This window comes from Pseudomonas sp. O39, assembly GCF_045447295.1.
Lineage (GTDB): Bacteria > Pseudomonadota > Gammaproteobacteria > Pseudomonadales > Pseudomonadaceae > Aquipseudomonas > Aquipseudomonas antarctica_A.
The window spans coordinates 58,174-75,164 of record NZ_JBJGXV010000011.1 but is presented as its reverse complement, the minus strand read 5'-3'; the positions used below and the strand labels follow the sequence as shown (position 1 = coordinate 75,164).

The following is a 16,991-nucleotide window of genomic DNA, read 5'->3' as shown; positions in this document are numbered from 1 at the left end:
CGCAGTGTGCCAGGCACACCGCGGCGTTTTTATGTGCGCGGTTCAGGTCTTGTTGCGGTTGAACAGCTTGCGGATCAATGCGAGCAGCGCCACAACACCGATTACCAGGAACTTCTTCGCCGCCAGCAGGAATATGCCGATTTTGGCGAACAGCCCGGCCTTGGCGGCGATCCCGCCGGCAACCAACGCCGCGAGGCCGTAAGTCGCAAGCTTGTCGGTCTTCGGGTTGAAATCGGTGTACAGGTTGCCGTCGGTGAAGTTGGTAAAGGCGAGGACTTTGGGCATTTCCTGCTTGATGGTCGGCAGGTCGGCCATGGCGGCGACGGCATTGAGCTCCAGAACCCCTTCACGACCCAATACGCGGATGCTGTAGTTGAGGGTGGTCTGCTGGGCGTCGTCGGCTTTCAGTTCGCGGGCCCAGTACATTTTGTGGGTGGTGTCGTCGTAGCGCGGCGGCTCGGCCCAGCCCAACAAGTGCAGGCCGGCGTAGCCTTGTTTCTGGCGCTCTTTGTTATCCGCGTCGTCATCTTCCTGCATTTGTTTGAGCAGTTCGGCGTAGTCGATTTTTGCGGCGTCTTCGTCGGATACGTGGCCGTCTGCCTTGTAGCTGACGATGACGCCCCAGCCGCGCTCCGACAGTGGGCTCACCGCTTTTGGCACGATCATGCCCAGGGTCTTGAAGCCTGGCGGGTTGCCCCAGCCATCGGTCAGCAGGCGCTCGGTGTCGGCGGGGTCAAGGTAGTAGAACTCGTCGTTAAGCTTGAGGGTTGCAATGCCACTGGGCAGTGTAACCGTGCCGGTCTTCTGCTTGAGTGAAGCGAGAAAATGCTCGGCGGTTTCGGCCGGTGCGTTGGCTTCAACGGGCGCAGGCGTGGGGGCGGCAAACGCGAGTGCGGCAGGCAGGCTCAGGGCGGCCGCCGCGAGCAATAGGCGGAAGTAATTCATGGTAGTCCCTTACATTTTGAATTAATTTCGCCGGAGAATAGCTTAAACGGGCTCGCCTGGGTTAGCCGAAAGCCTCCCGCAGCAGCTCGGCAAACGCATCCCGCGCCAGGTGCCGTTGGGTGTCTGTGTGCCAGAACAGCAGGTTGTCCACGGCCTGCAACGCCTCGAACCGGTAGGACGTCAGCTGGTTCGCCTGCTCATAGCGGGCCAGGATGCCTTCCGGTGCCAGGGCCACGCCAATGCCTGCGCTGACACAGCCGATGATCGTGCCCCAGCTGGCATAGCTGGCGATGCTTGGCTTGAAATCATGGGGTTTGATCCAGTTTTCCAGCGCGGCGCGATACGGGCAGCCGGGTGGCCACACCAGCAGCGTGCGGCCCGCGAGGTCTTCGGCGCTGTTGATCGGCGCGCTGGACGCGCTGGCAATCAGCACCAGGCGCTCGCTGTAGACCACGCTGCGTTCGAGCTTGGCGCGTTTACCGCCGGAGGCGACCAACGCCACGTCGAGACGATGGTGTTGCAGGTCGTCCAGCAGTTGCGCCCAGGCGCCGGTGACCAGCTCAAGTGTGACGTCCGGGTAGCGGCGATGGTATTCCGCCAGCAATGGCGGCAGCCGGCCGCTGGCGCTGGACTCTACCGCGCCGATGCGCAAGGTGCCGCGCGGAATGGCGTTGGCATCGACCGCGCGTTTGGACTCGTCCACCAGCGCCAGGATGCGCTCGCAGTAGTCCAGGAAAATTTCACCGGCGGCACTGATCGCCAGCCCACGGCCCGCACGAATAAACAGCGGCGTGCCCAACTCGCCTTCCAACTGCTTGATACGTGTGGTGATGTTGGAGGGTACGCAGTGCAATTGCAGAGCGGCCTGGGCCACGCTGCCGGTTTGCGCCACGGCTCGCACCATTTTCAGTTGGGCCAGTTCCATTGCTCAGTTCCAGTGATTTCAGAAGTCAGAAACGGTTAATTGTCCTACGCCTTGCCCAGGCCAAGACTGACGGCATTCCTTCTCAGTTCTGGGCGCCGTCGATGAATACCCCGTCATCCTTAAAGCTTACGCTAGTCATCGCCGGCGTCATCCTCTGTTGGGCTTACTCGCCGATTGGCGTGCACATGGGCCTGCACAGCTATAGCCCTGGTCAGTTGGCGCTGCTGCGGTTCTTGATCGCGTCGATATTCATGGCGGGTGTGGCCTTGGTGGTGGGCATTGCCCGCCCGCGTTTGCAGGATCTGCCGTGGCTGCTGGTGTTGGGGTTTTTCGGGGTGTTCCTGCACCACACCTGCCTCAATTATGGGCAGCAATGGGTGACGGCGGCGGCATCCAGTGTGCTCGCGCAGTCGGCGCCGCTGTTCAGTGTGCTGCTCGCGTTTTTTGGCTTGAAGGAGCGGGTCAGTGCCTGGCGTTGGGGCTGCGTGCTATTGGGGTTGATCGGCGTGCTGGTGGTGATCTGGGGCGATCATGGCCTAGGGGGCATCGACCCGCGCGGTTTGCTGATTCTATTGGCGGCTGTCTCGTGGAGCGTGTACTTCGCCATCCAGAAACACTATGCCCACCGCTATAGCCCGCTGACCATGGCGTGCTACATGGTGTGGGCGGGCACGCTGATGCTTTGCGTGAACCTGCCGGGCTTGGCCAATGCCGTCGGGCAGGCGCCGTTGCCGGAAAACCTGGCGGTGCTGGTGTTGGGTATTTTTCCCAGTGCCCTGGCGTATCTGGCGTGGGGTTATGTGTTGAAACACATCGAGGTCAGCCGTGCCTCGGTGGCGATGTACCTGATTCCGCCGGTCGCCATGGTGATGGCCGCGACGTTGCTGGGCGAACACATTGCCGTGCAGGTAGTGCTGGGCGGCGTGATTGTGTTGGCCAGCGTCGCTGCCATCAGCCTGGAGGGCCGCTGGCGATCAGTCGCTCAGGCTGAACGCGCGCAGCCGGTGGCCATCAAGGTCCTGGGCGACAAAGGTGTAACCGAAGTCCAGGGTGGCCGGTGACTGGATGATCGTCGCGCCGCGCGCTACCCACTGAGCGTGCAGGGCGTCGACAGCGGCATGGTCGGGCAGGGAAAAGCCCACCTCGCCACCGCCGCCGGTGATCTGGGCCGCCGGCTCGACGGTGTGCCGCGACCACAACCCCAGCTTCACACCGTTGTCGAGGATGAACAGGGCAAACGTCGGGTTCAGCTCCACCGGGGGCTTGTCCAGCAGGCGGCTATAGAAGTTGGCGCTGGTGGCCGGGCTGTCTACGTACAGCAGGAAGTAATGGGCGACGGTGTTCATGCAGGCTCCTTGAGAACGGGCGGTTGAGTGAGGCCAGTCTAGGGGAGGGCCCTGTCAGTTCTTGTCAGGAGTCGGCAGCGGTTGCGCATTTTCGCCGGTGTACAGCTTGATGATGTCATCGATCTCCCCCGACATTTTCATCCGCAGCAGCGTGCGCAAGATCCGCTGCACCGGCACGTTCGGATCATTGCGCACGATGCAGCCCAGGCTTTGCTCGTCGATCACTGCGCCCTTGTGCAACTGCTGGCTCGCAGGCAGGTTGAGATTGAAGCGGTCGAGGGCCCATTCATTGATGACGGCGTATTTAAAGCGCCCGGCGACCAACTTTTGCAGCACGAGCGCCTCGCTGCGGGAATCGTCACGGGTCAGTTGGCCGCTGGCGAACAGCGGGTCGAGGACGGCGTAGCGGTAGTTAAGCACCGTGCCGATCGACTGGGGTGCCAGCTCACTCACGTGCACCGGTTGCGGCGCTGCAGGACTGCTCTCCATCACATTGCGTTGCACCATCAGGGGCACGCTCCAGGTGTAGTCGCCGGACAGGTTATCGACCCAGTCCTGGGCGACATAGCAGCGCACGTCAATGTCGCCGTGCGCCATGGCACCGGCGATGCGGGCACGGGCCAGTACGTGGAACTCGGCCGGGCGCCCGACCTGAGTGGCCAGGCTCAACATCAAGTCATACAGAATGCCCTGGGTGGGCCGGTTGTTTTCGACTTCGGCCATGGGCATCGCCCAACTGTCGGAAATCGAGAAGCGCAACGGCGCGGGTGCCGCGAGGCAGGTGAGGGAAATCATCCATAAAGCGCCCAGGATTACGCGCATATACTCTCCGGGTTGAGGCCTTCGTGGGGCCAGTCACGCAAGCTTAGTCAGATTAGGCGAGCGTGCCGGATGCAATTTCCCCCTTGCTCCGCTAGCATTACCGGCTTCCGCTTCCCAGTTGCGACGGTTTTCGATGAGTTATCAGGTTCTTGCACGTAAATGGCGTCCGCGCTCGTTCCGCGAAATGGTCGGCCAGACCCATGTGCTCAAGGCTCTGATCAATGCCTTGGACAGCCAACGGCTGCACCACGCCTACCTGTTCACCGGTACGCGGGGGGTGGGCAAGACCACCATTGCGCGCATCATCGCCAAATGCCTGAACTGTGAAACCGGTATTACGTCGACGCCTTGCGGCACGTGTTCGGTGTGCCGGGAAATCGACGAAGGGCGTTTTGTCGACCTGATCGAAATCGACGCCGCGAGCCGTACCAAGGTCGAAGACACCCGCGAGTTGCTCGACAACGTGCAGTACGCGCCGAGCCGTGGCCGCTTCAAGGTCTACCTGATCGACGAAGTGCACATGCTGTCCAGTCATTCCTTCAACGCACTGTTGAAAACCCTGGAAGAGCCGCCGCCCTACGTAAAATTCATTCTGGCCACCACCGACCCGCAGAAACTTCCTGCAACGATTCTGTCGCGGTGCCTGCAGTTCTCCCTGAAAAACATGACCCCCGAGCGAGTGGTCGAGCATCTGACCCACGTGCTGGGCGTCGAGAACGTACCGTTCGAAGACGACGCACTGTGGCTGCTTGGCCGTGCTGCCGATGGTTCGATGCGCGATGCCATGAGCCTCACCGACCAGGCCATCGCCTTTGGTGAAGGCAAGGTCATGGCCGCCGATGTGCGTGCCATGCTCGGCACCCTCGACCACGGCCAGGTCTTCGACGTGCTGCACGCGCTGATCGAAGGTGATGCCAAGGCTTTGCTCGAAGCCGTGCGCCACTTGTCGGAGCAAGGGCCGGACTGGAACGGTGTGCTCTCGGAAATCCTCAATGTGCTGCACCGCGTCGCCATCGCCCAGGCCTTGCCTGAAGGTGTCGACAACGGCCATGGCGACCGCGACCGCGTATTGGCGCTGGCCCAGGCGTTGCCGGCCGAAGACGTACAGTTTTACTACCAGATGGGCCTGATCGGCCGTAGGGACTTGCCCTTGGCACCGGACCCGCGTGGTGGCTTTGAAATGGTCCTGCTGCGGATGCTGGCCTTCCGGCCCGCCGATATGGCAGACGCACCGAGACAGCCGCTAAAGCCAGTGGGGATCAGCCAGGCCACAGTTGATTCCGCCAAACCAGTGGCTGGCGCAGCGGTGGCCGCGCCAGTGGTTGCTGCGCCTGCGCCGGTTGCTCCGGCACCTGCGCCAGTGGTTGCCGCGTCCGTGGCCGAGCCAGCGTCGCAGCCTGCGCCTGTGATCGAGCCTGAGCCTGAGCCCGAACCGGCCCCGGTGGTCGACCTGCCCTGGAATGATCCGGTAGACGCCGAGCCTGAAGTCGAGCTACAGCCTGCCGTGGAGCCCGTACTGGAAACCACCGGCGAGCAGCCCGAGCTGACGCCGATGCCTGCACCGACGCCGGACAGTGTTGTGCCGGCCGCGCCCGAGTGGGTGTCTGCGCCGGTGCCCGAGCCGACTGTCGCCCAAGTCGACGCTGCAACGCCGGGCATCGACCTCGACGACGAGCCGCCACTGGACGAAGACTACATCGAGCCGGACATGGATTCGGCCTACAGCTACCTGGATGACCTGGCCAGCGAGCACACCGCCGACCCGGCGCCCGAGCCCGAGGCGGAACCCGCTGCGGCCCCGGCCACCGGCCTGGCGTTACAGTGGCTGGAACTGTTCCCGAAATTGCCGATCTCCGGCATGACCGGCAGCATCGCGGCCAACTGCACCTTGATCGCCATCGATGGCGACCATTGGCTGTTGCACCTGGACCCGGCCCACAGCGCGCTGTTCAACGCGACCCAGCAACGCCGGCTCAACGATGCGCTGAACCAGTACCATGAGCGCACGCTGACCATCGCCATCGAGTTGATCAAACCCGAGCAGGAAACCCCGGCCCAGGCCGCGACACGCCGACGCATCAACCGTCAGCAAGAAGCGGAAAACTCGATCCAGGCTGATCCGCTCATCCAGCAAATGATGCAACAGTTTGGTGCGGTCGTGCGTCAAGATACTATTGAACCTGTCGACGCCCCGGTGCCCCAAGCGTCATAAAACCGGGCTACTTATTGATCCACGTACTTTTGAGGTGATTCCCATGATGAAAGGTGGCATGGCCGGCCTGATGAAGCAGGCGCAGCAGATGCAGGAAAAGATGGCCAAGATGCAGGAAGAACTGGCCAACGCCGAAGTCACCGGTAAAGCCGGTGGCGATATGGTCAGCGTGGTGATGACCGGTCGTCACGACATCAAGCGCGTGAGCATTGACCCAAGCGTGTTGCCAGGCGCCAGCGAAGATGACCTGGAAATGCTTGAGGCGCTGTTCGCGGCGGCCGTCAACGATGCCGTGCGCAAGATCGAAGCCAACAGCCAGGACAAAATGTCTGGCGTGACCGCCGGCATGCAACTGCCGCCGGGCATGAAGCTGCCGTTCTGATCGGTGAGCTTTTGCTTTAATAAAAATGCCAGGCATCGAGCCTGGCATTTTTGTGTGTGCCGTCATCGTCCGCTGGGCAGTAACGTCATGCCGCGAGGACGCACTGCGTTCAATATGAACCCTGGCGCGGCATATAGGGTCTGCACCCTATACCGATGAATTCGATAAAGGAGTTCCCTGATGTCTGAAGAACCGATTTTGAACCAGCGCGTCGTGCTGGTCTCGCGCCCTCAAGGCGCACCGACCCCGGAAAATTTCCGCCTGGAACGCGTGAACTTGCCCGAGTTGGCGGACGGCCAGGTGCTATTGAAAACGCTGTACCTGTCCCTCGATCCCTATATGCGTGGCCGCATGAGTGACGCACCGTCCTACGCCGCTCCGGTTGAAATCGACGAGGTTATGACCGGTGGCGCTGTCAGCCGTATCGAGCAATCGCGTAACCCGAAATTCGAAGTGGGTGACCTGGTAGTTGGCTCCACCGGCTGGCAGAGCCACAGCGTTTCCGATGGACAAAATCTGATCCCGGTGCCCAATGGCCTGGCGAGCCCGTCGATGGCACTGGGTGTGCTGGGCATGCCGGGTATGACCGCGTACATGGGCCTGATGGATATCGGTCAGCCCAAGGAAGGGGAAACCCTGGTGGTTGCCGCAGCGTCCGGCGCCGTCGGCTCGGTGGTGGGCCAGGTGGCCAAGCTCAAGGGCTTGCGGGTGGTGGGCATCGCAGGTGGCGCGGACAAATGTCGCTACGTGGTGGACGAGCTGGGTTTTGACGCGTGCATCGATCACAAGAGCGCCAATTTTGCCAATGAGCTGGCCCTGGCCTGCTCCAACGGTGTGGACATCTACTTCGAAAACGTCGGCGGCAAGGTGTTCGACGCCGTGTTGCCGTTGCTCAACCCCAAAGCGCGGGTTCCCCTGTGCGGCTTGATCGCCGGCTATAACGCCCATGAAGCGCCGAGTGGCCCTGACCGTCTGCCGGCGCTGCAACGCACCTTGCTGACCAAGCGCGTGCGCATCCAGGGCTTTATCGTGTTCGATGACTACGGTGATCGCCAGCCTGAATTCCTCAGCGCCATGGCGCCGTGGGTGCGTGATGGCAAGATCAAGTTCCGCGAAGACGTGGTCGAGGGCCTGGAGCAGGCGCCCGAAGCCTTTATTGGTTTGCTTGAAGGGCGCAACTTCGGCAAGTTGGTGGTGCGCGTCGCGCAGGATTGACCATTTGACGCTAATCCGGGGCGCGGGTATAAACCGCGTCTCGTTGTTTTGTCGGACCATTGCCCCATGAGCTTCAGCCCTCTGATTCGCCAACTGATCGACGCCCTGCGCACCTTGCCGGGTGTGGGCCAGAAAACCGCCCAGCGCATGGCGCTGCAACTGCTGGAGCGGGATCGCAGTGGCGGCACCCGGTTGGCCCAGGCCTTGAGCCAGGCCATGACCGGTGTGGGCCACTGCCGCCAGTGCCGCACCCTTACCGAAGAAGACCTCTGCCCGCAATGTGCCGACCCGCGCCGCGACGACACGTTGCTGTGCGTGGTGGAAGGGCCGATGGATGTGTACGCGGTCGAGCAGACCGGCTATCGCGGGCGCTACTTTGTGCTTAAAGGGCACCTCTCACCGCTGGATGGGCTGGGGCCGGAAGCCATCGGCATTCCGCAACTGGTGGCGCGCATTGAAGAGCAGGGCACCTTTACCGAGGTGATCCTGGCGACCAACCCGACGGTGGAAGGTGAGGCGACCGCGCATTACATCGCCCAGTTGTTGAGCAACAAAGGCCTTGTGACGTCGCGTATCGCCCATGGTGTGCCGCTGGGTGGTGAGTTGGAGTTGGTCGATGGCGGCACGTTGGCGCATTCGTTTGCAGGTCGCAAACCGATCGCCCTTTAAAGACCATCACAGTTCAACATGTGGGAGCGGGCGTGCTCGCGAACGCGCTGGTTCAGTCAATACATCTGCTGACTGACACCCCATCGCAGGCAAGCCAGCTCCCACATTTGACTGGGTTCACCCATCAAAATGTGGGAGGGGGCTTGCTCCCGAAGACGCCCTCACAGTCACCAAAAATCCCCCCGCTATCGCAGGCAAGCCAGCTTCCACAGTTTTTGTGAAATCCGCACAGCTTGATAACCAAGCAAGCGCTTGGTAATTTCGTTCCACCTCACCGTGGAGCTTGCCGATGTCTGCCTACCAGGACTACTTCGACCCCAGCCACCAATTGGTCCGCGACAGCGTGCGCCGTTTTGTCGAGCGCGAGATGTTGCCGGGCATCGAGCAATGGGAGGAGGCGGAAAGCTTCCCCCCTGAGCTGTACCTCAAGGCAGGCGCTGCGGGGATTCTCGGCATCGGTTACCCCGAGAGCCTGGGCGGCAGTCACGAAGGTGATCTGTTTGCCAAGGTTGCCGCCAGCGAAGAGTTGATGCGGTGTGGTTCCGGTGGTGTGGTGGCGGGGTTGGGTTCGCTGGATATCGGCCTGCCGCCCGTCGTCAAATGGGCGCGGCCCGAGGTGCGCGAACGTGTCGCGCCGCAGGTGTTGGCCGGCGAGAAGATCATCGCCCTGGCCGTTACCGAGCCCGGTGGTGGCTCCGATGTGGCCAACCTGCAAACCCGTGCTGTGCGTGATGGCGAGCATTACCGGGTGAGCGGCAGCAAAACCTTTATCACCAGCGGCATCCGTGCCGACTTCTACACCGTAGCCGTCCGCACCGGCGGGCCGGGCTTTGGCGGTATCAGCTTAGTGCTCATCGAAAAAGACACCCCCGGTTTCACGGTCGGTCAGCCGTTGAAGAAAATGGGCTGGTGGGCGTCGGACACGGCTGAGTTGTTCTTCGACGATTGCCAGGTGCCTGTGGGCAACCTGATCGGCGTCGAGAACATGGGCTTTGCCTGCATCATGGGCAATTTCCAAAGTGAGCGCCTGGCCCTGGCGTTGATGGCCAATATGACCGCGCAGTTGGCGCTGGAGGAAAGCCTCAAGTGGGCCGCCCAGCGCGAAGCCTTTGGCAAGCCCATTGGTAAATTCCAGGTGCTCAAACATCGGCTGGCGGAGATGGCGACGGCGGTGGAGGTGTCGCGGGAATTCACGTATCGCCAGGCAGCGAAAATGGCTGCGGGCATGAGTGTGATCAAGGAGATCTCCATGGCCAAGAACCTCGCCACAGACACCGCCGATCGCGTTACCTACGACGCGGTGCAGATCCTCGGCGGCCAAGGTTACATGCGCGGCAGCCTGGTGGAGCGGCTATATCGTGACAACCGCATCCTGTCCATCGGCGGCGGTACCCGCGAAGTGATGAATGAAATCATCAGCAAGCAGATGGGGTTGTAAGGTGGGGGGGCTCACAGGCCTCATCGCGGGCAAGCCCGACTCCCACATTGGTATGCGATCACCTGTGGGAGCCGGGCTTGCCCGCGATGGGGCCGGTTCAGGCAATGATTAACGTTCGGTCAACGCAAACTGCGTCAGGCAGAACGTCGGAATTCCCATGTCTTCCAGGCGCTGCGAGCCACCCAGCTCCGGCAGGTCGATGATCGCTGCCGCTTCGAAGATGGTTGCGCCCATGCGCCGCACCAGATTGGCGGCAGCGATCAAGGTACCGCCGGTGGCAATCAAGTCATCGAACATCAGCACCGAGTCGCCTTCACACAGGCTGTCGGCGTGCACTTCGAGGAAGGCTTCGCCGTATTCGGTCTGGTAACCCTCGGCCAGCACGTCGGCCGGCAGCTTGCCCTGCTTGCGGAACAGGATCAGCGGTTTGTTCAGTTGGTAGGCGATGATCGAACCGATCAGAAACCCGCGTGCATCCATTGCGCCGATGTGGGTGAAGTCGGCCTCGACGTAGCGGTGGGCAAAGCTGTCTGCCACCAGCCGCAGGGCCCTGGGCGATTGGAACAGGGGCGTGATGTCACGAAAGATCACCCCAGGCTTGGGGAAGTCGATGACGGGGCGAATCAGGGATTTGATGTCGAACGAATCGAAGGTCATCGTCGAAGAGTCCTGAGGGCTGAAAACGGACTCGAAGTATACCTGCGGCCTCGCCGATTGGCGCAACCGCAAGCCTCTGCATCAACCTTCCAGCGAACCACCGGCCAGCGCACACAGCTGGATGGGGTCGAGGATATGCACTTCCTTGCCTTCGGCGGCAATCAATTCGTTCTGCTGGAAACGGGTGAACACGCGGGACACGGTTTCCACCGCGAGGCCCAGGTAATTGCCGATTTCATTGCGCGACATGCTCAGGCGGAACTGGTTGGCCGAGAACCCCCGGGCGCGGAAACGTGCCGACAAGTTGACCAGGAACGTGGCGATGCGCTCGTCGGCGGTTTTTTTCGACAGCAGCAACATCATCTGTTGATCGTCACGAATCTCGCGGCTCATCACGCGCATCAACTGGCGACGCAGTTGCGGCAATTGCAGAGCCAGTTCATCCAGGCGCTCGAAGGGGATTTCGCAGACTGATGTCGTCTCCAGCGCCTGGGCCGACACAGGATGAATTTCGGTGTCCATGCCGGACAGCCCGACCAGCTCGCTGGGCAGGTGGAAACCGGTGATCTGCTCTTCGCCGCCGTCGCTCAGGCTGAACGTCTTCAACGCTCCCGAACGTACTGCATAAACGGAATCGAATTTGTCACCCTGGCGAAACAGAAACTCGCCTTTTTTCAGCGGGCGACCGCGTTTAACGATTTCGTCCAGCGCTTCCATGTCTTCCAAATTCAATGAAAGTGGCAGGCATAGCGGGGCCAGGCTGCAATCCTTGCAGTGAGTCTGGCTGTGAGCGCGCAGTTTGACTGGCTCGGACATTTCTTAAATCCTTGTGGGAAAACACACATAAGACGTAAGGGTAACGCACTGGGGGGCAGTGAGGCCAGCGTGTGCAAAAAAGCAGCAACGGTATAAAGGTTTGTGTATCAGCGCCGATACATGCAGATATCTCCATGAGCCGGAGCTCAGATCATGTCAGTCAGTACGATCCAAAACCCGACTATCAACGTGGCGGCGGTATCGGTTTGGAAGTCCGCCGATGCGGCGAAGGATAAAGACGCCACCACCAAGGCGCCAACCGAAGCCAAGGCTGCTGAGCCTGCGGCCACCGCAGGCGTGAAGGTCGTCATTTCCGGTGCGGGGATGGACGCATCGAAGGCCGAGCAATCGTCCAACAGCGATATTGACAACAGCAGCTTGAGCGACAGCGTCAAGCAACTGTTGAAAATGATCCGCCAACTGAAAAAGCAGCTTGCCGAGAAAATGGCCGAACTGTCCGCGGCCATGGCTGACACTTCCATGAGCCCGGAAGCGCGGCAGGCCAAGATAGCCAGACTGCAGGGAGATGTGATGACATTGCAGTCTGGCCTGACCACGGCCCAGACACAGTTGGGCAAGTCCATGAAGGGCGAGCCGCCAGCGGCTCAGTTGGAAGCCATGAGCCTGGCGATGAAGTAACGGCGCTCAGATCACCCGCGAGAATCGTTGCCTGTTCTGGTGCTCCAGGTAGGCATCGAACACCATGCACACCGAGCGCACCAACAATCGCCCGGCGGGCAGTACGTGAATGCCACGGGCGTCCAGTTCAATCAGGCCGTCTGCGGCCATCGTCTCCAGTTGCGGCCATAGCTCGTCGAAATAACCTCGAAAATCGATGTTGAAAGCCTGTTCGATCCGCTCGAACCCCAGGCTGAAATTGCAGATCAACTGCTGAATCACCTCCCGCCGTAATCGATCATCCGTGGTGCATACCAGGCCACGGCTGGTCGCCAGCTGCGCGCCGGCCAGCGCGTTCTGGTAGTGGTTGAGGTCGCTGCTGTTCTGGCAGTACAAGTCGCCGATCTGGCTGATTGCCGATACGCCCAACCCAATCAGGTCGCAATGCCCGTGGGTGGTATAGCCCTGGAAATTGCGTTGCAGCCTACCTTCTTCCTGGGCAACGGCCAGTTCGTCATCCGGCAGGGCGAAGTGGTCCATGCCGATGTAGCGATAGCCCGCCCGGGTCAACTGCTCGATAGTGGTTTGCAGCATCAGCAGTTTTTCTGCCGGGGAGGGCAGGTCGTCGGCGTTGATCCGCCGCTGAGGCATGAAACGCTCTGGCAGGTGCGCGTAGTTGAACACCGACAGGCGATCCGGCTGCAGGCTGATGACTTCTTCGACGGTGCGCGCGAAGTTCAACGGCGACTGCTTGGGCAGGCCGTAGATCAGGTCGACATTGATCGAGCGAAATTGCAGGGTGCGCGCCGCATCAATCACTGCGCGGGTTTCTTCCAGACTTTGCAGGCGGTTGACCGCCCGTTGAACCTCGGGGTCGAGGTCTTGCAGGCCAATGCTCACGCGGTTGAAGCCCAGTTCACGCAGCAGGCCCATGGTCGCCCAGTCGGCTTCACGCGGGTCGATTTCGATGCCGTAGTCGCCGGAGTCATCATCGAGCAAATTGAAATGCTGGCGCAGGCTTGTCATTACCTGGCGCAGTTCGTCGTGGCTGAGAAAGGTCGGGGTGCCACCGCCAAAGTGCAACTGCTCCACCGGCTGTTTCGGGTCGAGGTGGCAGGCCACCAGCTGGATTTCCTGCTCCAGTCGTTGCAGATAGGCCTGGGCGCGGCCACGGTCCTTGGTGATGACCTTGTTACAGGCGCAGTAGTAGCAAATGTTCGCGCAGAACGGCACATGCACATACAGCGACAGCGGGCGCACGGCCTTACGGCTGTCGCGCAGGGCGTGGAGCAGGTCGAAGGTGCCGACCTGGCTGTCGAATTGTACGGCGGTGGGGTAGGACGTGTAGCGCGGCCCCGCCAAGTCGTAACGGTGAATCAGATCTGTGTCCCAACGAATGGCGTCGAGCATGCGGGTGGTCCCCCGGATAGGCTAGTGGACCGAGTCTAGGGGCATGGCCGCAATGGCATGTTGACTTGTATCAACGGGGAGCGGCGCTATGCCACATGGGCGTTTAGTGGCCCATCAACCAGTGCTGATGCGGACCGGGCAGCGTCCAGACACCGAAGAAAATCACCAATAACCCCCCGGCCACGCGCACGCTGCGTTTGCGCAGCAACGCCGTGACACGTTCGGCCGCCAGCCCGGTGGCGAGCAACACCGGCCAGGTGCCCAGCCCGAAAGCCAGCATCAGCCATGCACTGTCCAGCGCATTTCCCTGGCTCGCAGCCCACAGCAGGGTGCTGTAGACCAACCCACACGGCAACCAGCCCCATAGCGCGCCCAGCAGCAAAGCGCGGGGCAGGCTGGACACCGGCAGCAAACGGTTGGCGACGGGTTGCAGGTAGCGCCACAGGCCGCGCCCGAGGCTTTCGATACGGGTGAGGCCGCTCCACCAGCCGGCCAGGTATAACCCCATGCTGATCAGCAGCAACCCGGCAAGCACGCGCATGAACATCGCCGCCGGGCTGTTGGCCACCGCCCAGCCGGCCAGGCCAATCAATAACCCAGCGGTGGCATAGCTGAGCACTCTGCCGAGGTTGTACGCCAGCAGCAGGCGAAAGCGGCGGCTGCGTTGCTCTTTTGGAATGGCCAGGGTCAACGCGCCCATCAGCCCGCCGCACATGCCCAGGCAATGGCCGCCGCCGAGCAGTCCGAGGATCAGCGCGGAGACCAGCAGCGGCGCCAGTTCAAGCATGGGGTGGTTCTTTTGGCGCGGGCGGTTGCTCGGGCCCGTTGGCTTCGTCGACGGCGGCCAGGTGATTCGGGTCCTGGTCGTCGAACAGCACGCTGTGAGCCGGGCCGTCGAGGTCGTCGTACTGGCCGCTGTCCACCGCCCAGAAGAAGATGTAAATGGCTACGCCTACTAACAGCAGCGCCGCCGGAATCATCACGTATAGAGCTGGCATCTGCACTCCATGCCTGTGCGGCTCAAGCCGGCAGCGGGCGGGTTACTAAGGCGGCGCTTTTAGCCTGCGCGCTCGGCAGGCGAGTCAGGCGCAAGGCGTTGAGCACCACGGTCAACGAGCTGAGGGACATGCCGATCGCCGCCCAGATCGGGGTGATCCAGCCGAGGGCGGCAAACGGCAGCATAAGGCCATTGTACAGCCCGGCCCACAACAGGTTTTCGATGATTACCCGGCGTGTGCGCCGCGCGAGGGTAAACGCCTGCACCAGCGCGTCGAGGCGGTTGGACAGCAGCACAGCATCGGCGCTGGTTTTAGCCAGGTCCGTGGCCGAGCCCATTGCCACACTGATATCGGCGGCGGCGAGCACGGGCACATCATTGACGCCATCGCCGAGCATCAGCACCTTGCGGCCATCCCTGTGCAGTTGCTGCAGCACCTGCAGCTTGTCGTCGGGACGCAGGCCGCCATGGGCTTCGTCGATGCCCAACTCCAGCGCGACACTGGCAACCATCGGCGAGCTGTCGCCCGACAACAGCAGCGTACGCCAGCCCCGCGCCTTGCACGCGGCCAGCAGTGCTGGCGCGTCGCTGCGCAGGCGGTCGTCCAGCACGAACCAGGCGAGGGCGCCAGTGCGGTCGCCCAGCAGCAGCCATTGGCCGGCCTCATCCGGCGAATCGGGAATCGGGCAGCCACTCAATTCGCAGACAAAACCGGGCTGGCCGATGCGCAACCGGCGTTCGCCTACGCGACCCTCCAGGCCGAGCCCCGGGGCGCTGAGGACTTCATCGGCGGCCAGCGGCGCTCGGCCGAAAGCCCGGGCAATCGGGTGCTCGGAGCGGTTTTCCAGGGCGGCGGCGAGGCTCAGGCATTCATCACTGTTCAGTGCGCTCAAGGGGCGGATCGCGAGTAACGCCAAGCGACCTTCGGTCAGCGTACCGGTCTTGTCGAAAATCACTGTGTCGATTTGATTCAAGCCTTCCAGCACATGGCCACGGGTCAACAGCAACCCGAGTTTGTGCAGAGTGCCGGTGGCGGCGGTGAGGGCGGTCGGTGTGGCCAGTGACAGCGCGCACGGGCAGGTCGCCACCAGCATCGCCAGCACGATCCAAAATGCCCGCGAGGCATCCAGTTCCCACCACACCAGGCCGATCAATACGGCGGCAATCAGTGAACACAACAGGAACCACTGCGCGGCACGGTCAGCGATTTGTGCCAGGCGCGGTTTCTCGGCCTGGGCGCGCTCCAGCAGGCGCACGATGGCGGACAGGCGCGTGTCATGGCCCAGGGCACGGACCTCGACGGTCAGTGCGCCTTCGACGTTGAGCGTGCCGGCGGTGACTGCATCACCGCTGTGCCGAGGCTGTGGCAGGTACTCACCGGTGAGCAGGGATTCATCGATGCTGGACTGGCCGTCAAGAATCACTCCGTCCGCCGGCAGTACAGCGCCGGGATGCACCAGCACCCGGTCACCCAACGCCAGTTCACTGAGCAGGATGCGTTCGCTCTGGCCGTCAGCGTTGAGGCGTAGGCAGGAGGCGGGTAACAGGTTGACCAATTGCGCGGTCGCGGCGGCCGTACGTTCCCGCGCCCGGCGCTCAAGATAGCGGCCGGCCAGCAGGAACAGCGCGAACATGCCCACCGCGTCGAAGTACAACTCGCCAACGCCGGTGATGGCCGTCCAGATACCCGCGAAATAGGCGCCGCCAATCGCCAGGGATACCGACACATCCATGGTCAGGTGGCGCGTGCGCAAGTCGCGCAGGGCGCCCTTGAAAAACGGCGCACAGCTGTAGAACACGATGGGTGTAGTAAGAAACATCGCCACCCAGCGCAGGATCACGTGCAGCTCCGGGCTCAGGTCGATATTGAATTCCGGCCAGGTGGCCATGGTCGCCATCATCGCCTGGAACCACAGCAACCCCGCCACGCCCAGTTGGCGCAAGGCCAGGCGGTTTTCGCCGGCCAGTTGCTCGGCAGCGCGATCAGCCTGGTAAGGATGGGCGGCATAGCCGATATGGCGCAGCTCAGCGAGCAGTTGGCTCAACGGCAATTGCCCGTCGGCCCAGCGCACCTGCAGGCGATGGTTGGACAGGTTCAACCGTGCCTCGGCCACCGCGGGCAGGCTGCGCAGGTGTTTCTCGATCAGCCAGCCGCAGGCGGCGCAGCTGATGCCTTCCATCAGCAGGGTGGTTTCGGCGAGCTCGCCGTCGTGGCGCACAAAGGGCTTTTGCACATCGGCGCGGTCGTACAGCGCCAACTCGTCCACCAGTTGTACCGGCAGCGTCTCGGGGTTGGCCGAGGCTTCACTGCGGTGCTGGTAATAGCTTTCCAGGCCACCGGCCACAATGGCTTCGGCCACCGCCTGGCAGCCTGGGCAGCACAGTTCGCGACGTTCGCCGAAGATTACGGCGGTAAACCGGCTACCGGGAGGGACGGGCAGGGCGCAGTGGTAGCAGGGAATCGGGCTGGTCATGATTTGGATCTTTGATGGCTGGGAGGGCCTCATCGCGGGCAAACCCGGCGCCCACATTGGATCAT

The 16,991-nt window shown here is 62.2% G+C and carries 17 protein-coding genes; 7 read left to right on the top strand and 10 right to left on the bottom strand.

Annotated features, from left to right (window positions below):
• Nucleotides 1-42: 42 nt before the first annotated feature.
• Nucleotides 43-945: a DUF2167 domain-containing protein gene (locus ACI77D_RS16210; protein ID WP_407017034.1), complete on the bottom strand. Its 903-nt coding sequence runs from the start codon at nucleotides 943-945 to the stop codon at nucleotides 43-45.
• A gap of 61 nt (nucleotides 946-1,006) precedes the next feature.
• Nucleotides 1,007-1,870, bottom strand: a complete 864-nt coding sequence (locus ACI77D_RS16205; RefSeq protein ID WP_221295393.1) for a LysR family transcriptional regulator — start codon at nucleotides 1,868-1,870, stop codon at nucleotides 1,007-1,009.
• Between the two features lie 101 nt (nucleotides 1,871-1,971).
• Here ACI77D_RS16205 and ACI77D_RS16200 point away from each other — a divergent pair, with 101 nt between their 5' ends.
• Nucleotides 1,972-2,931 carry a DMT family transporter gene (locus ACI77D_RS16200; RefSeq protein ID WP_407017033.1) on the top strand — a complete coding sequence of 320 codons (960 nt, stop codon included), beginning with the start codon at nucleotides 1,972-1,974 and terminating at the stop codon, nucleotides 2,929-2,931.
• On the opposite strand, the gene ACI77D_RS16195 is transcribed toward ACI77D_RS16200, so the two are convergent.
• Nucleotides 2,845-3,216: a VOC family protein gene (locus ACI77D_RS16195; RefSeq protein WP_407017032.1), complete on the bottom strand. Its 372-nt coding sequence runs from the start codon at nucleotides 3,214-3,216 to the stop codon at nucleotides 2,845-2,847. The genes ACI77D_RS16200 and ACI77D_RS16195 overlap by 87 nt on opposite strands.
• Before the next feature lie 54 nt (nucleotides 3,217-3,270).
• Nucleotides 3,271-4,038: a substrate-binding periplasmic protein gene (locus tag ACI77D_RS16190; protein ID WP_407017031.1), complete on the bottom strand. Its 768-nt coding sequence runs from the start codon at nucleotides 4,036-4,038 to the stop codon at nucleotides 3,271-3,273.
• A gap of 133 nt (nucleotides 4,039-4,171) precedes the next feature.
• On the opposite strand from ACI77D_RS16190, the gene dnaX reads away from it, so the two are divergent.
• The 5 genes from dnaX (at nucleotide 4,172) to ACI77D_RS16165 (ending at nucleotide 9,954) form a co-directional block, all read left to right on the top strand.
• Nucleotides 4,172-6,250, top strand: a complete 2,079-nt coding sequence (gene dnaX / locus ACI77D_RS16185) for a DNA polymerase III subunit gamma/tau (RefSeq protein WP_407017030.1) — start codon at nucleotides 4,172-4,174, stop codon at nucleotides 6,248-6,250.
• 43 nt (nucleotides 6,251-6,293) lie between these two features.
• On the top strand, nucleotides 6,294-6,632 hold the full coding sequence (locus tag ACI77D_RS16180; protein ID WP_010563853.1) for a YbaB/EbfC family nucleoid-associated protein: 339 nt from the start codon (nucleotides 6,294-6,296) through the stop codon (nucleotides 6,630-6,632).
• A 180-nt stretch (nucleotides 6,633-6,812) separates the two neighbouring features.
• Nucleotides 6,813-7,847, top strand: a complete 1,035-nt coding sequence (locus ACI77D_RS16175; RefSeq protein WP_064453591.1) for an NADP-dependent oxidoreductase — start codon at nucleotides 6,813-6,815, stop codon at nucleotides 7,845-7,847.
• Between the two features lie 66 nt (nucleotides 7,848-7,913).
• The gene (recR, locus tag ACI77D_RS16170) at nucleotides 7,914-8,516 is read left to right on the top strand and encodes a recombination mediator RecR (protein WP_064453590.1); all 603 of its coding nucleotides are present in this window, start codon (nucleotides 7,914-7,916) and stop codon (nucleotides 8,514-8,516) included.
• Nucleotides 8,517-8,805: 289 nt separating this feature from the next.
• Complete coding sequence (locus ACI77D_RS16165) at nucleotides 8,806-9,954, top strand: acyl-CoA dehydrogenase family protein (RefSeq protein ID WP_407017029.1); 1,149 nt, start codon at nucleotides 8,806-8,808, stop codon at nucleotides 9,952-9,954.
• A gap of 108 nt (nucleotides 9,955-10,062) precedes the next feature.
• Here ACI77D_RS16165 and ACI77D_RS16160 read toward each other — a convergent pair whose 3' ends face one another.
• Nucleotides 10,063-10,611, bottom strand: coding sequence for an adenine phosphoribosyltransferase (locus ACI77D_RS16160; RefSeq protein WP_064453588.1), 549 nt, complete (start codon nucleotides 10,609-10,611; stop codon nucleotides 10,063-10,065).
• 81 nt (nucleotides 10,612-10,692) lie between these two features.
• Nucleotides 10,693-11,427: a fumarate/nitrate reduction transcriptional regulator Fnr gene (gene fnr / locus ACI77D_RS16155; protein WP_064453587.1), complete on the bottom strand. Its 735-nt coding sequence runs from the start codon at nucleotides 11,425-11,427 to the stop codon at nucleotides 10,693-10,695.
• Between the two features lie 153 nt (nucleotides 11,428-11,580).
• Between fnr and ACI77D_RS16150 the strand changes: the two genes are divergently transcribed.
• Nucleotides 11,581-12,066, top strand: coding sequence for a hypothetical protein (locus ACI77D_RS16150; protein WP_064453586.1), 486 nt, complete (start codon nucleotides 11,581-11,583; stop codon nucleotides 12,064-12,066).
• A gap of 6 nt (nucleotides 12,067-12,072) precedes the next feature.
• Here ACI77D_RS16150 and hemN read toward each other — a convergent pair whose 3' ends face one another.
• The 4 genes from hemN to ACI77D_RS16130 all read right to left on the bottom strand — a co-directional run bounded on the left by hemN (nucleotide 12,073) and on the right by ACI77D_RS16130 (nucleotide 16,926).
• Nucleotides 12,073-13,455, bottom strand: a complete 1,383-nt coding sequence (gene hemN, locus ACI77D_RS16145) for an oxygen-independent coproporphyrinogen III oxidase (protein WP_221295389.1) — start codon at nucleotides 13,453-13,455, stop codon at nucleotides 12,073-12,075.
• A gap of 103 nt (nucleotides 13,456-13,558) precedes the next feature.
• A complete protein-coding gene (locus ACI77D_RS16140; RefSeq protein ID WP_064453584.1) occupies nucleotides 13,559-14,242 on the bottom strand; it encodes a sulfite exporter TauE/SafE family protein in 684 nt (227 codons plus the stop codon).
• Nucleotides 14,235-14,453: a cbb3-type cytochrome oxidase assembly protein CcoS gene (ccoS, locus tag ACI77D_RS16135; protein ID WP_064453583.1), complete on the bottom strand. Its 219-nt coding sequence runs from the start codon at nucleotides 14,451-14,453 to the stop codon at nucleotides 14,235-14,237. The genes ACI77D_RS16140 and ccoS overlap by 8 nt, the downstream gene beginning before the upstream one ends.
• 22 nt (nucleotides 14,454-14,475) lie before the next feature.
• The gene (locus ACI77D_RS16130; RefSeq protein WP_407017028.1) at nucleotides 14,476-16,926 is read right to left on the bottom strand and encodes a heavy metal translocating P-type ATPase; all 2,451 of its coding nucleotides are present in this window, start codon (nucleotides 16,924-16,926) and stop codon (nucleotides 14,476-14,478) included.
• Between the last annotated feature and the right edge of the window lie 65 nt (nucleotides 16,927-16,991).

Bases quoted from the DNA above. Each gene is read 5' to 3' on its own strand.
- ACI77D_RS16210 (WP_407017034.1), bottom strand. From the start codon at position 945: ATGAATTACTTCCGCCTATTGCTCGCGGCGGCCGCCCTGAGCCTGCCT.
- ACI77D_RS16205 (WP_221295393.1), bottom strand. From the start codon at position 1,870: ATGGAACTGGCCCAACTGAAAATGGTGCGAGCCGTGGCGCAAACCGGC.
- ACI77D_RS16200 (WP_407017033.1), top strand. From the start codon at position 1,972: ATGAATACCCCGTCATCCTTAAAGCTTACGCTAGTCATCGCCGGCGTC.
- ACI77D_RS16195 (WP_407017032.1), bottom strand. From the start codon at position 3,216: ATGAACACCGTCGCCCATTACTTCCTGCTGTACGTAGACAGCCCGGCC.
- ACI77D_RS16190 (WP_407017031.1), bottom strand. From the start codon at position 4,038: ATGCGCGTAATCCTGGGCGCTTTATGGATGATTTCCCTCACCTGCCTC.
- dnaX (WP_407017030.1), top strand. From the start codon at position 4,172: ATGAGTTATCAGGTTCTTGCACGTAAATGGCGTCCGCGCTCGTTCCGC.
- ACI77D_RS16180 (WP_010563853.1), top strand. From the start codon at position 6,294: ATGATGAAAGGTGGCATGGCCGGCCTGATGAAGCAGGCGCAGCAGATG.
- ACI77D_RS16175 (WP_064453591.1), top strand. From the start codon at position 6,813: ATGTCTGAAGAACCGATTTTGAACCAGCGCGTCGTGCTGGTCTCGCGC.
- recR (WP_064453590.1), top strand. From the start codon at position 7,914: ATGAGCTTCAGCCCTCTGATTCGCCAACTGATCGACGCCCTGCGCACC.
- ACI77D_RS16165 (WP_407017029.1), top strand. From the start codon at position 8,806: ATGTCTGCCTACCAGGACTACTTCGACCCCAGCCACCAATTGGTCCGC.
- ACI77D_RS16160 (WP_064453588.1), bottom strand. From the start codon at position 10,611: ATGACCTTCGATTCGTTCGACATCAAATCCCTGATTCGCCCCGTCATC.
- fnr (WP_064453587.1), bottom strand. From the start codon at position 11,427: ATGTCCGAGCCAGTCAAACTGCGCGCTCACAGCCAGACTCACTGCAAG.
- ACI77D_RS16150 (WP_064453586.1), top strand. From the start codon at position 11,581: ATGTCAGTCAGTACGATCCAAAACCCGACTATCAACGTGGCGGCGGTA.
- hemN (WP_221295389.1), bottom strand. From the start codon at position 13,455: ATGCTCGACGCCATTCGTTGGGACACAGATCTGATTCACCGTTACGAC.
- ACI77D_RS16140 (WP_064453584.1), bottom strand. From the start codon at position 14,242: ATGCTTGAACTGGCGCCGCTGCTGGTCTCCGCGCTGATCCTCGGACTG.
- ccoS (WP_064453583.1), bottom strand. From the start codon at position 14,453: ATGCCAGCTCTATACGTGATGATTCCGGCGGCGCTGCTGTTAGTAGGC.
- ACI77D_RS16130 (WP_407017028.1), bottom strand. From the start codon at position 16,926: ATGACCAGCCCGATTCCCTGCTACCACTGCGCCCTGCCCGTCCCTCCC.